The 12,836-nt window shown below is 72.5% G+C and carries 11 protein-coding genes; 4 read left to right on the top strand and 7 right to left on the bottom strand.

Translation table 11 applies throughout. The annotated features are described in order from the left end of the window. Nucleotides 1-100: 100 nt before the first annotated feature. Nucleotides 101-1,111, bottom strand: coding sequence for an alcohol dehydrogenase AdhP (adhP, locus tag ALMP_RS20400; RefSeq protein WP_264930338.1), 1,011 nt, complete (start codon nucleotides 1,109-1,111; stop codon nucleotides 101-103). A gap of 127 nt (nucleotides 1,112-1,238) precedes the next feature. Next, nucleotides 1,239-1,334: a hypothetical protein gene (locus tag ALMP_RS20395; protein ID WP_309299509.1), complete on the bottom strand. Its 96-nt coding sequence runs from the start codon at nucleotides 1,332-1,334 to the stop codon at nucleotides 1,239-1,241. Between the two features lie 450 nt (nucleotides 1,335-1,784). On the opposite strand from ALMP_RS20395, the gene ALMP_RS20390 reads away from it, so the two are divergent. After that, nucleotides 1,785-2,477, top strand: a complete 693-nt coding sequence (locus ALMP_RS20390) for a response regulator transcription factor (protein WP_264930337.1) — start codon at nucleotides 1,785-1,787, stop codon at nucleotides 2,475-2,477. Between the two features lie 143 nt (nucleotides 2,478-2,620). Continuing rightward, entirely contained in the window at nucleotides 2,621-3,649 is a 1,029-nt protein-coding gene (gene gap / locus ALMP_RS20385; RefSeq protein WP_264930336.1) for a type I glyceraldehyde-3-phosphate dehydrogenase, read from the top strand. Nucleotides 3,650-4,178: 529 nt separating this feature from the next. Here gap and ALMP_RS20380 read toward each other — a convergent pair. The 3 genes from ALMP_RS20380 to ALMP_RS20370 all read right to left on the bottom strand — a co-directional run bounded on the left by ALMP_RS20380 (nucleotide 4,179) and on the right by ALMP_RS20370 (nucleotide 8,235). Continuing rightward, nucleotides 4,179-4,595, bottom strand: a complete 417-nt coding sequence (locus ALMP_RS20380; protein ID WP_264930334.1) for a pyridoxamine 5'-phosphate oxidase family protein — start codon at nucleotides 4,593-4,595, stop codon at nucleotides 4,179-4,181. A gap of 595 nt (nucleotides 4,596-5,190) precedes the next feature. Next, on the bottom strand, nucleotides 5,191-6,927 hold the full coding sequence (locus ALMP_RS20375; RefSeq protein WP_264930332.1) for a GAF domain-containing protein: 1,737 nt from the start codon (nucleotides 6,925-6,927) through the stop codon (nucleotides 5,191-5,193). Between the two features lie 501 nt (nucleotides 6,928-7,428). Beyond that, entirely contained in the window at nucleotides 7,429-8,235 is an 807-nt protein-coding gene (locus ALMP_RS20370) for a rhomboid family intramembrane serine protease (RefSeq protein WP_264930330.1), read from the bottom strand. A gap of 125 nt (nucleotides 8,236-8,360) precedes the next feature. On the opposite strand from ALMP_RS20370, the gene ALMP_RS20365 reads away from it, so the two are divergent. Then, complete coding sequence (locus ALMP_RS20365; RefSeq protein WP_264930328.1) at nucleotides 8,361-8,624, top strand: hypothetical protein; 264 nt, start codon at nucleotides 8,361-8,363, stop codon at nucleotides 8,622-8,624. A 193-nt stretch (nucleotides 8,625-8,817) separates the two neighbouring features. Here ALMP_RS20365 and ALMP_RS20360 read toward each other — a convergent pair whose 3' ends face one another. Together ALMP_RS20360 and ALMP_RS20355 are read right to left on the bottom strand one after the other, a co-directional pair. After that, complete coding sequence (locus tag ALMP_RS20360; protein ID WP_264930326.1) at nucleotides 8,818-10,236, bottom strand: FAD-dependent oxidoreductase; 1,419 nt, start codon at nucleotides 10,234-10,236, stop codon at nucleotides 8,818-8,820. A 27-nt stretch (nucleotides 10,237-10,263) separates the two neighbouring features. Next, the gene (locus ALMP_RS20355) at nucleotides 10,264-11,193 is read right to left on the bottom strand and encodes a DUF4349 domain-containing protein (RefSeq protein ID WP_264930324.1); all 930 of its coding nucleotides are present in this window, start codon (nucleotides 11,191-11,193) and stop codon (nucleotides 10,264-10,266) included. Between the two features lie 161 nt (nucleotides 11,194-11,354). Here ALMP_RS20355 and hemG point away from each other — a divergent pair, with 161 nt between their 5' ends. Then, entirely contained in the window at nucleotides 11,355-12,836 is a 1,482-nt protein-coding gene (hemG, locus tag ALMP_RS20350) for a protoporphyrinogen oxidase (RefSeq protein WP_264930322.1), read from the top strand.

Genomic DNA, 12,836 nt, shown 5'->3' with positions numbered 1-12,836 from the left:
GTTCTTCCTTCCTGCTTCCCAGGGGGATGTACGGGCCTTGACCACTGACCGAGCTGCGCCCCGGTCGGTGCATGGGGCGCAGCAGCCATGCGAGGGCGGGTCACATCTCGAAGACGATGCGTGCCTTGATCCGCCCGTCGAGGACCTCGGCGATGGAGTCGTTGACGGCGGCCAGCGGACGAGTCTCGTAGATGACCTCGGTGCGTCCTGCGGCGTGGAGCTGGAACACCTCGTCCAGGTCCTGGCGGGTGCCGACGATCGAGCCGATCACGGAGGTGCCGTTGAGAACGGTGTCGAAGATCGGCACCTGGATGGTGCCGTCGGCGGGCAGGGCGACCATGACCAGTTTGCCGCCGCGCCGCAGGCCGCCGTAGACGGAGGCGAACGCCTGCTCGTTGACCGCCAGCGCGATCGCGGCGTGGGCGCCGCCGTGCTGCTTCAGTACCTCGGCCGGGTCCTCCTTGCGGGCGTCGATGAGGATGTCCGCGCCGAGTTCCCGGGCGAGTTCGAGCTTGTCGTCGGTGACGTCGATCGCGGCGACGGTGGCTCCGGCGATCTTCGCGTACTGCACGGCGAGGTGGCCGAGCCCGCCGATCCCGGAGATCGCCACCAGCTGGGTCGGGCGTACGTCGGCGACCTTCAGGGCCTTGTACGTCGTCACGCCGGCGCAGGTCAGCGGGGCCGCGTCGCGCGGGTCGATACCGTCGGGGACCACAGCGGCGAAGTCCGCGGGGGCGAGCATCTTCTCGGCGTAGCCGCCGTCCACGCTGTAGCCGGTGTTCTGCTGCTTCTCGCACAGCGTCTCCCAGCCGGACAGGCAGTGCTCGCACCGCCCGCAGGCCCAGCCCAGCCAGGGCACGGCCACCCGCTGGCCGACGGCCAGGTGGGTCACCCCGTCGCCGAGCGCCTCGACGATGCCGACGCCCTCGTGGCCGGGGACGAACGGCGGGGTCGGCTTGACCGGCCAGTCACCGTGGGCGGCGTGGATGTCGGTGTGGCACAGTCCTGACGCCTCCAGGCGGATGCGGACCTGTCCGGGGCCGGGCTCCGGATCGGGACGCTCCTCGAGCACCAACGGCTCGCCGAAGGACCGGACGACTGCTGCCTTCATGTGACGCTCCTCGGGTCTGTCTGGTCGGTGCGGTTCCAGCGTCGAACGGGCTCCGACGCGGTGGGCAGGTCCTGGACGTCCCCGCCTGTAGGGCCGCTCGGCCCTCAAACCGAGCGGAATCCGGCCCTCAGTCGTGGGGCACTACGGCGACCGAGGCCGCGGCGTGGTGCAGAACCGCATGGGCCACCGGCCCGAGGCGCATACCGAGCGCCGGACGGTGCACCCGGCGGCCGACCACCACGAGTCCGGCCTGCGCGGCGGCCTTCTCAGCACGACTCCGGAGGGGCGGGCGAGATCGACCGTGTGGGCGACGGGGACCTGCGGGTACTTCTCGCGCCACGGCGTGAGAGCAGCGGACAGTGCCTTCTCCGCCTGACCCGTGATGCCGCCTTCCTGGCGGGCCAGCTGCCCGATAATCGGGCTATGTCCGACACAGCTGGGTCGCGCAGGTTGGGAGAGACCTCCGGTCTTCTCCGCGTTCGGCACCGTCCGGCGCCGGGCAGGCGATCAAAACCGGTACGTGCGGGAAAGCGGGAACGGTAGAGCGAAAAGGGCCGGTCGGCCCTGGCCGTTCGGCCCGGAATCGCACAGGATCTGCGACAGGGAGGGACCGGTCCCGCCCATCCGGCGGTTTCCGGTTCCAGAAACAGACGACACAGGACAGGAGCCGTCGATGGCGGACAGCGAGCGCCCCGGTACCGACAACCCGATCCGGGTCTTCCTGCTGGACGACCACGAGGTGGTACGGCGCGGGGTGCGCGACCTGCTGAACGACGAGCCGGACATCACCGTGATCGGCGAGGCCGGCACCGTCGAGCAGGCCCTGGTGCGCGTACCCGCACTGCGCCCGCAGGTGGCCGTGCTCGACGTGCGCCTGCCCGACGGCGACGGCGTGACCGTCTGCCGCGAGCTGCGCTCCCGCATGCCGGAACTGTCCTGCCTGATGCTGACCTCGTTCGACGACGAGGAGGCCCTGCTCGACTCGATCATGGCCGGCGCCTCCGGGTACGTGCTGAAGCAGATCCAGGGCACGGACCTGGTCTCGGCCGTCCGCGCGGTGGCCGCCGGCCAGTCCCTGCTCGATCCGAGCGCCACCGCCAAGGTGATGGCCCGGCTGCGCCAGGACCAGCAGCCGGAGGAGGAGCCGGACGCCCTGCCGGGGCTCACCGCCCGCGAGCGGGAGATCCTGGCCCTGATCGGCGAGGGCCTGACCAACCGCCAGATCGGCCAGCGGCTCTACCTCGCCGAGAAGACGGTCAAGAACCACATCTCCCGCCTGCTCGCCAAGCTCGGCGTGGAGCGGCGCATCCAGGCCGCGGTCATCGCCACGCAGGCCCAGGACCGGCTGCGGCACGACGGACACTGAGCCTCCCCACGCAGTCGGAACCCGCAGGGCCGAACGTCCCTCACCTGACCCCCGTGCGGCCCAAGCCGGACCCCCTCCCCGGCCCCCAGGCTGGCAGCACACCCGGACACCGCCGGGCAGCATTGATCGGGAGGGCGACGGACATGAGCGTGCGCGTGGGCATCAACGGCTTCGGCCGCATCGGACGCAACTACCTGCGCTGCGCGCTGGAGCGCGCGGAGAGCGGTACCGGCGCACCGGTCGAGGTCGTGGCGGTCAACGACCTCACCTCGCCGGAGGCGCTGGCCCATCTCCTGGCGTACGACTCGACGTACGGCCGCCTCGGCCGCACCGTGGAGCACGACGACGACTCGACCACCGTCGACGGCCACCGCATCGTGGTGACCGCGGAGCGTGACCCGGCCGAGCTGGACTGGGCGGACGCCGGCGTGGACCTGGTCATCGAGTCGACCGGCCGCTTCCGCACCCGCGAGCAGGCCGGCCTGCACCTGAAGGCAGGCGCCCGCAAGGTACTGCTCTCCGTACCGGGCAAGGGAGTCGACGCCACGATCGTGATGGGCGTCAACGAGGGCACGTACGACCCGGAGAACGACCACGTCCTCTCCAACGCCTCCTGCACCACCAACTGCGCGGCCCCCATGGTCAAGGTCCTCGACGAGCACTTCGGCCTGGTCAAGGGCCTGATGACCACCATCCACGGCTACACCAACGACCAGGTGGTCCTCGACGGCCCGCACAAGGACCTGCGGCGCGGCCGCAGCGCCGCCGTCAACATCATCCCCACGTCCACCGGCGCCGCCCGCGCGGTCGGCCTGGTCCTGCCGGAGCTGTCCGGGACCTTGGACGGCATCGCCGTCCGCGTGCCGGTCGAGGACGGCTCCCTGACCGACCTGAGCGTGATCCTTGAGCGGCCCGTGACCGCTGACGAGGTCGACGCCGCGTTCCGGGAGGCCGCCGACGGGCCGCTGAAGGGAATCCTGCGGGTCTCGGACGCCCCGATCGTCTCCCGTGACGTCGTCGGAGACCCCGCCTCGTGCGTCCTGGACGCCCCGCTGACGCAGGCGCACGGCGAGCTGGTGAAGGTCTTCGGCTGGTACGACAACGAGTGGGGCTACACCAACCGTCTGCTCGACCTCACCGAGTACGTCGCCCGCACGCTCCCACGGGCCTGATCCATCGCGTTCCGCCTTGGCCACGTCGGCGCGCTGATTCCGGGTGCTCGGCGCTGCCGTCGGGCAGACACTGGAATCGGCCCGCCGGGTGGGGTGCCGCCGAGGCCCCGGGATCCGATGACCAGCGGGTCGGCGTCCGCGGACGCCGACACCAGCGCCGTCATGGGCGGTTGCGCAACCTGCCGCGAGGGTGACAGAGGCCTCGAAGGGCCCGGGGAAACGGAGGCATCAGCCCGGTGTCCACGTCATCACCGCGACGCTCACGGCAGGCGCGGTCTCGTCGTGGTGCGGAGACGCCGGGACGCCGCTCTATGGGAAGGTCTTGCAGACCAGGCAGAGCGGGTCTCAAGGACCGTGAGGGCCGAAGGCATTCCGCCGTCCGTCGCAAGCCGCCCGTCGGCCCCTTGTGGGGACCGGACCGAGCCGCCTACACCCTGGATTAGGCTGACTCCGCACCGTCGGCCCACGCCCATTCCACGCCGCAGGCGCCAGACGCCCGGCGGGCACGGCCGCGGCGGGCTGCGCCTCACTACGTGCCGAGCCCCCTGAGTTCGCGTCCGGTGACCATCTCGGTCTCGATCCGTACGAACACCGCGTCCCGCAGGGGCATCCAGGAGATGGGGCCGGCCTGCGACAGCCGTTCCTGCTCGGCGGGATCGGTCACCACGGTGGCCCGGCCGGTGACGACCACGCTCCAGCCGGACCGGGTCGCCGCGTCGAGCTCGTCCGCCTCGAAGGCGACCACAACGCCGTCGATGGCGCGGACGAGGTCCGAGTCCGGCGAGGTGCACAGCAGGACGGAAGTGTCCGTGCCCAGGGAGAAGTTGACGGGGAGCACCGCGGGCAGTGCCTGCCGGGTGTAGACGACGCGGCCGACCGGCACCTTGGCAAGCAGGCGCAGGCACTCCTGCCGGTCGAGTGCGCGAAAGGCGTTGTCATGGAACATCAGTCCATAGTCCCCGCGGTCGCGGGGAGGGGGTAGGGCCGACCGGCCCTACCCCTTGGGCGGGATGGGGGCCTGCCGATCGCTGCCGCTGTTCCGCCGGAGCCGCGCGGGCAACGCGGTGCAGGGGGCGGTGTGGAGGGACGTCCGGGTCCGGACTCGGGGACCGTCTGTCCGCCGGTAGGGACTGATGGTCCATGCCGCCGGTGGCTCTTGGTGCGGACAGTGGTTCCGGGATGCCGTATCGCCGGCAAGGGGACTGTGGTGCGCGTGCGATCCCGGTGGAGCAGTACCCCCCTGAAGAGGAAAGGGACGGACAACATGGTCCAGCCGATGAAGTCGAAGAGCGGCAGTTCACCGTCAGAGGGGTCGGGCCGACCTGGCTGGTGTTCCTTCGATGTCCCGGAGGGACAACTCTCCGGGATCCGCGGGCTGTTCAACGGCGAGCGTGCTCCCACCCACGGGACGCGGGTGGGCCCGAGGCGGCTGCGTGACGGCGACGCGGCCCGACGGCCATGTTTCATGGGCCGGGCGTTGCTTGTCCCTTCAGGACACGTGCGGCATCGCGGGCGTTCTCCTGACGCGTTGGAACGCGGGTTCAGGCTTGGGCCTGTGCGGGCAGCGGCACCGTCCATTCCGCGATGGTGCCGGTGGGCTGGTTCGGGGTGAGGGCGAAGCTGCCGCCGAGGTCGGCGGCGCGCCGGCGGAGGTTGTCCAGGCCGCTGCGCCGGGTGACGGCCGGGTCGATGCCGGTTCCGTTGTCGGCGACGCGCAGCCGCAGCCGGCTGCCATCCGTCTCGGTGGTGACCTCGACGGCGGTGGCGTGCGCGTGCCGGGCGGTGTTCGACAGCGTCTCACTCAGCACGGCGACGAGGTGCTCGGCATAGTCGGAGGGCACGTCGGTGTCCAGCAGACCAGTCATACGCAGGGCGGGACTGAATCCCAGCACGGCGGCGGCCTGGTCGGTCTCGGCCAGGAGCTTTGCGCGCAGTCCGCCGCGGCCGTCGGAGCGGTCGCGCTCGCGCAGCGCGTAGATCGTGCCCCGTACCGTCTTGATGGTGTCGTCGAGGTCGTCGACGACCCGCTGGACACGCTCGGCCACCTGGGGCCGGTCGGAGACGCGGCCCAGTACCGAGTTCAGGGTCAGCCCGGAGGCGAACAGCCGCTGGATGGCCAGGTCGTGCAGGTCGCGGGCGATGCGATCGCGGTCGCTCAGCACCACCAGGTGTTCCGCTTCGCGCCGGTGCTCGGCGATCTCCAGCGCGAGTGCGGCCTGGTCGGCGAAACTGCTGATCATGGTGGTGGCGTCCGAGAACTCGGCTCCGCCGACCCGGTTGGCGACCTGCAGGACGCCTCGGACATGCTCGCCACCTCCCAGCGGGAGCAGGAAACCGGGCCCCAGGTCGATCCGTGCCGCGGAGCCGCCTCCCGCCTGCGGCTCGTCGGACAGCGCACCGCTGGTGATCCGCTCGTTGGACTGGTAGACCTTCGCGGCCAGTGTGGTGGCAGCCAGCACCAGCCCCTGAACCCGCTCGGCGCCTTCGCCGTCGGCCGCCTCGATCACCAGCTCGTCGCCGCCGTCGAACGGCACCGCCAGCGTCACCAGATCAGCGTCCGACAGAGCCCTGACGGTCGCGGCGACCTGGTGCAGCACCTGGTCCGGGTCGGTGCCGGACAACAGACTGCGGGTCAGTTCACTGCTCGCCGCCAGCCACCGCTCCCTGCGGCGCGTGTCCTCGTACAGGCGCGCGTTGTCGATCGCGACGCCCGCCGCGGCCGCCAGCATGCGCAGCACCGCCTCGTCATCGTCGTCGAACTCCGCCCCGCCGCGCTTGTCGGTCAGGTACAGATTTCCGAAGACCTGGTCGCGCACCCGCACCGGCACGCCCAGGAACGTCGTCATCGGCGGATGGCCCGCGGGAAAGCCCACCGAGTCGGGGTGTCGGCCCAGGTCGGCCAGCCGCAGCGGCTCCGGCTCCTTGATCAGCAGCCCCAGGATGCCCTGGCCCTCGGGATAGTGACCGATGGTGCGGATGGTGTCCTCGTCCATGCCGACCGTGATGAACTGCCGGATCTTCCCTTCCTCGCCCAGCACGCCCAGGGCCCCGTACTGGGCGTCCACCAGGGTGACTGCGGACTCGGTGATCCGCCGCAGCACGACATCGAGATCCAGATCGGTGCCGATGGCGAGGACCGCGTCCAACAGCGTGTGCACCCGGTCCCGGGCCGAGCGAACCTGCTCCACCTGTGCCTGAAGGCCCTCCAGCAGCTCATCCAGTCGCAATTGGGGTGTCGCCGGGCGGCCCCTGCGCTCCGTCGCTGGATTCTCCGCCATCCCCGCTCCCTCCGGAATCGGTGCCGCCGGCACCTCGCCCATCATGCCCGAACGGCCCTGTCAGCAGGTGCACGCATGTGTTAGATGCGGCCGTTCCCGGGTCCAGGACCTTTGGTCCCGCGAGGGCTGTGGTCGCAGCGCTGCGCACGGCGCGAGCCGTCGCCGTCCGCCGCTGCGAAGCGGATGCCGTCTGGCTGCCCGGCGCAGACGAACGGCCTTGGCCGGGGGTGGGCGGCGGCCCGGACCCCGGAGGCATGGATACGGGGAGCATTCCGGCACCGGCTCAGCCACCGCGGCAGGTCGGCCCCGGCGGGTGAGCCGCATAGTGCGGGCAGTGCCGCGATCGCGGTGGTACGCGGCGCTGCCCGGCCTGTGTGGCTGTCCTTCCTGAGACGTCGCACCGGACAGGGCGTGACGCTGCCTGTGCAGTCCGGATCAGCACCGATGATCCCCTGGTCGTGATCACCTTGGCGCCCGGACGTGCCCCGAGTGCGGTCGCTCTCACCATCCTGGCCGCGCCCGCCTGCCGAACAGCAGCCCCCGTGGCTCCGGCGGCGGCGGAGTGCCCGCCTTGAGCGGCCAGGCGAGCAGCATGCCCGCGAGGAAGCCCACGATGTGCGCCGCGTACGCCACCGTGCCCGCGTCGGCGACGCCCTCGCCGGAGGAATAGAAGGCCTGGAGCACGAACCAGAAGCCCAGCACCAGCCAGGCCGGCAGCCGCAGCGGCAGGAAGATCAGGAACGGGACCAGCACCCACACCCTGGCCTTCGGGAACAGCACCAGGTAGGCGCCCAGAACCCCGGCGATGGCTCCCGACGCGCCGATCAGCGGGTCGGCCGAGTCGGCGTTCAGCAGCGCGAAGCCGTACGACGCCGCGTAGCCGCAGGCGCCGTAGAACAGCGCGAAGCGGACGTGGCCCATGCGGTCCTCGATGTTGTTGCCGAAGATCAGCAGGAACAGCATGTTGCCCAGCAGGTGCAGCCAGCCGCCGTGCAGGAACATCGCGGTGAGGACGCTCAGCGGCGGGGACTTGTCGTAGTCCGGTGGGCCCAGCACACACCCGCCGTCCCGCACCTCGCCCGTGGGGACCAGCCGGGGCAGCTGATCGTGGATCAGCTCGCGCGGCACGGCGGCGTACTGATCCAGGAACGCGTGCAGATGGCAGGTCTGCGCCAGTGCGCTGTCGCCCGCCACCGACCCGGACAGACCCGGCATGAAGACGAACACGAAGACGTTCACGGCGATCAGCCCGTACGTCACCACCGGGGTGCGCCGCGCGGGGTTCACGTCATGGACGGGGATGACCACAAGGAAGTACTGCCCCCGATCCGTTCGGCGAATCGGTGAACGTCCCGCCCGGGGCGTGCGTATGTCTCGGCAACCGCCCGCGGTCCGGGGAAGGCGGACCGCGGGGACGACGTGAGGAACAGGCGATGAACGACCGGGTTACCCCTGCCATGCACGCGACGCCCGACGGTGAGGCGGAGCTGGCACTCGTGATCCGCCTCCCCTGGGAGGACGTGGCGCGGCTCGGCCAGGAGGCGGGCAGGCTCGCTTCCCAGATGCAGCGGCCGGTGACGCTCGACGAGGCGGTCAGCCACCGGCTGCGGTCCCGGCCGGCGACGGCCGCGCACGCGAAGCCGGCGGAGCAGCCCGCCGCGGTGTCGACCCTGCCGAGGATCAGCGGCACGGCCTAGCCCCCGCCCGGCGCGGGAGCGCCGCGGCTCACCGCCCCCACGCACGGCGCGGGAGCGCCCGCGGCGCACCGCCCTCCCGCCCGGGCCGGGAACGAGGCTCACCACCCTCCCGCCCGGGCCGGGAACGAGGCTCACCGCCCCGCGCCCGGGCCGGAGGCGTGGATCGCCGCCCCGCCCGGGCCGGGAACGCGGCTCATCGCCCCCCGCCCGCGTCCCGCACCTTGGCTGCCGCCTTTCTCGCCGCGACCAGCACCGGATCCCACACCGGGCTGAACGGCGGGGCGTAACCGAGGTCCAGGGCCGTCATCTGTTCCACCGTCATGCCCGCCGTGAGCGCGACCGCCGCGATGTCCACGCGCTTTCCCGCGCCCTCCCTGCCGACGATCTGGACGCCCAGCAGCCGTCCGGTGCGGCGTTCGGCGAGCATCTTGACCGTCATGGGGGAGGCGCCGGGGTAGTAGCCGGCGCGGCTGGTGGACTCGACGGTCACCGTCTCGAACCGCAGGCCGACCCGGCGGGCGTCCTTCTCGCGGAGGCCCGTGCGGGCGATCTCCAGGTCGCAGACCTTGCTGACGGCCGTGCCCACGACACCGGGGAAGGTGGCGTAGCCGCCGCCGACGTTGGTGCCGATGACCTGGCCGTGCTTGTTGGCGTGGGTGCCGAGCGGGATGTGGCGCTCCTGGCCGGAGACCAGGTCCAGGACCTCGACGCAGTCGCCGCCCGCCCAGATGTTCTCGTGGCCGCGCACCCGCATCGACAGGTCGGTGAGCAGGCCCCCGTGGGCGCCCAGCGGGAGACCGGCGGCCCGGGCGAGCGCGGTCTGCGGGCGGACGCCGATGCCGAGCACGACCACGTCCGCCGGGTACTCGGCGTCCTGCGTGACCACGGCCCGGACGCGGCCGTCCTCGCCGGTGAGCAGCTTCGTCACCTCCGCGTCGTCGACCATGGTGATGCCCAGCCCCTCCATGGCCTCGTGCACCAGCCGCCCCATGTCCGGGTCCAGGGTCGACATCGGCTCGCTGCCCCGGTTCACCACCGTCACCAGGAAGCCGCGCTTGATGAGCGCCTCGGCCATCTCCACGCCGATGTAGCCGGCGCCGACCACCACGGCGCGCCGCCCACGCGCGCGTGTGAGCGTGTCGAGCAGCTCCTGCCCGTCGTCCAGCGTCTGCACCCCGTGCACGCCCTCGGCGTCGGCCCCCGGCATGTCCGGCCGGATCGGACGCGCCCCCGTCGCGATGACGAGCTTGTCGTACGACGTCCAGGACTCCGCGCCGGAATCGACGTCACGCGCGCGTACCCTCTGCCGGGCCACGTCGATCTCCGTGACCTCGGTGCGCAGGCGCAGGTCGATCCCCCGCGCGCGGTGCTCCTCGGGCGTGCGGGCGATCAGATCGTCCCGCTCGGTGACGTCACCGCCCACCCAGTACGGGATGCCGCACGCGGAGAAGGACGTGAAGTGGCCGCGCTCGAAGGCCACGATCTCCAGCTCCTCGGGCCCCTTGAGCCGGCGGGCCTGGGACGCCGCGGACATGCCCGCCGCGTCCCCGCCGATCACCACCAGCCGCTCCCGCCCCGGGCCCGTACCACGCGCCTTCTCGCTCATGCTCATGCGAACACGCTACGGCCCGGCGGGACTTCAGTCCTGCCCGGGCTCGCTCGGCCGAACCCGGCGCCGGCCCTTGAGCAGCCGCAGCCACACCAGCAGGAGCACGAGGGCCGCCGCGGCGAACGGCAGCACCGCGCCGAACGCCACGGCGATCCAGCGCAGCACCGTCACGAACGCGTCCCAGCCGCCGGCCAGCGCGTCCACGAACCCGGGGTCGTCGTCCTGGGCCTCGACCTCCACCGGTGTCCGGGACAGCGTCAGCGTGATGGTGGCCATGCTGGTGCGGTCCTTCAGGGACGCCTGCTGGGCGAGCAGCGCCTCCAGGTCGGCCTGCCGGCGGCTCAACTCGCCCTCCAGCGTGACCACGTCGCTGAGCTGGGTCGCCCGGTCCATCAGCGCACGGATCCGGGCGACGCTGGCGCGCTGCGAGGTGATCCGGCTCTCCACGTCGACGACCTGGTCGGTGACGTCCTGCGCCTTCGCCGTGCGCTCCAGGAGCTTGCCGGAGCCCTGGAGGCCGTCGAGGACGGTGTCGTACCTCTCGACCGGCACCCGCAGGACGACCCGGGTGTGCTCGGCGCCTTCCTCGTCGCGGGTGGTGGTCTCGTCGCCGACGTATCCGCCCGCGTTCTCGGTGGTGGTGCGGGCGTCGTCGAGGGCCTTCGGCACGTCCTTGACCTGCACGGTCAGGGAGGCCGTGCGGATGATGCGGTTCACCGGGAGCTTCGGGGCGGCGGTGGCCTTGGAGCCGCTCGCGCCCGTGCCCTGTTCGGCGGGCGCGGCGGCAGCGGCACCGGCCTCGTCGGCGGCGGCCGCCTTGTCGTTCGCCCCGGAGGCGCTGTCCATGTCGTTCGCGCCGCTGCATCCGGTCAGCGCGAGGGCCGCGGCCAGCCAGATCCCGGCCAGGGCGTGGACCGGCCGTACGGAACGGCGTGTGCGTGCGGTGTGTCGTGTGCGCATGCGGGCGTACCCCCGAGGGTCGTCGGACGACTGTCGCTCCTTCGACGCCCGGGCGGGCCGGGACGTTGGCGGGGAACGGTTCCGAAGAGGTCACGGTCGGGACGCGGACCGGACACCGTGGCCCGGCCGGGGTGTCGGTGGGGTCTGAGAGAGTGGGGGACATGAGCGCAACGGGTACCGCCGGGTCGGCGCCGTCCATGAGGCCGAGCACCGGGCATGTCGTCGTCATCGGAGCCGGTATCGCGGGTCTGGCCGCCGCGCACCGGCTGCTGGAGCGCGGCGCGCGCGTGACCGTACTGGAGGCGGACCGCAGGCTCGGCGGCAAGCTGCGGCCCGGGCAGCTCGAAGGCGTCCGCGTCGACCTGGGCGCCGAGTCGATGCTGGCCCGCCGCCCCGAGGCCGTCGCCCTCGCGCGCGAGGTGGGTCTCGCCGACCGCCTCCAGCCGCCCGCCACCGCCACCGCCTCGATCTGGACCCGAGGCGCCCTGCGCCCCATGCCCAAGGGCCATGTCATGGGCGTCCCCGGCAGCGCCTCCGCCCTGGCCGGCGTCCTGTCCGAGGAGGGCCTCGCCCGCATCGAGCGCGACGCCGACCTGCCGCCCACCGAGATCGGGGACGACGTGGCGGTCGGGGAGTACGTGGCGCAGCGCCTCGGCCGCGAGGTCGTCGACCGCCTCGTCGAGCCGCTCCTCGGCGGTGTCTACGCAGGTGACGCCTACCGGCTGTCGATGCGCTCGGCCGTGCCGCAGCTGTTCCAGGCGGCCCGGGCGCACCCTTCTCTGACCGAGGCCGTGCGCGACATCCAGGCGAAGGCCGAGGCGAACCGGCAGACCGGGCCGGTGTTCATGGGCCTCGAAGGCGGCGTCGGCACCCTGCCCCTGGCGGTCGCCGGGTCCGTCACCGCGCGCGGCGGCGAGATCCTCACCGCGACCCCCGCGACGGAGCTGCGCCGGACCGCCGACGGCGGCTGGCGGGTGACGGCCGGCGACCGGGTACTGCACGCCGACGCGGTGATCGTCGCGGTTCCCGCGCCCGCCGCCGCCGGGCTGCTGTCCGCCGAGTGCCCGGCCGCGGCCGCCGAGCTGCGCGCCGTCGAGTACGCCTCCATGGCGCTGGTCACCCTCGCCTACCGCCGCGGCGAGGTCTCGCTGCCCGACGGCAGCGGCTTCCTCGTCCCGCCCGTCGACGGCCGCACCATCAAGGCGTCGACGTTCGCCTCCCAGAAGTGGGGCTGGATCGCCGCCGAGAACCCGGACGTGGTCGTCGTGCGCACCTCCGTGGGGCGGTACGGCGAGACGGAGATCCTCCAGCGCGACGACGCCCACCTGGTCGAGGTCTCCCGGCGGGACCTGAAGGCGGCGACCGGTCTGGAGGCCATGCCGCTGCGCACGGAGGTCACCCGCTGGACCGACGGACTGCCCCAGTACCCGGTCGGCCACCACGCGCGCGTGGCCCGCGTCCGCGACCACGTCGCGAAGCTCCCCGGGCTCGCAGTCTGCGGCGCCCCGTACGACGGCGTCGGCATCCCCGCGTGCGTCGCGAGCGCGTACGCGGCGGTCGACCAGATCGGCGGTGACCTGCGCGCCGTGCGGGAACTCACCGCCCACCCGGTGCAGAGTCTGCACGGCGGAGCGGGAGAATGA

Source organism: Streptomyces sp. A012304 (genome assembly GCF_026008495.1).
Classification (GTDB): Bacteria; Actinomycetota; Actinomycetes; order Streptomycetales; family Streptomycetaceae; genus Streptomyces.
The sequence above is the reverse complement of the archived record's forward strand: the minus strand, read 5'-3'. Positions and strand labels throughout refer to the sequence as shown.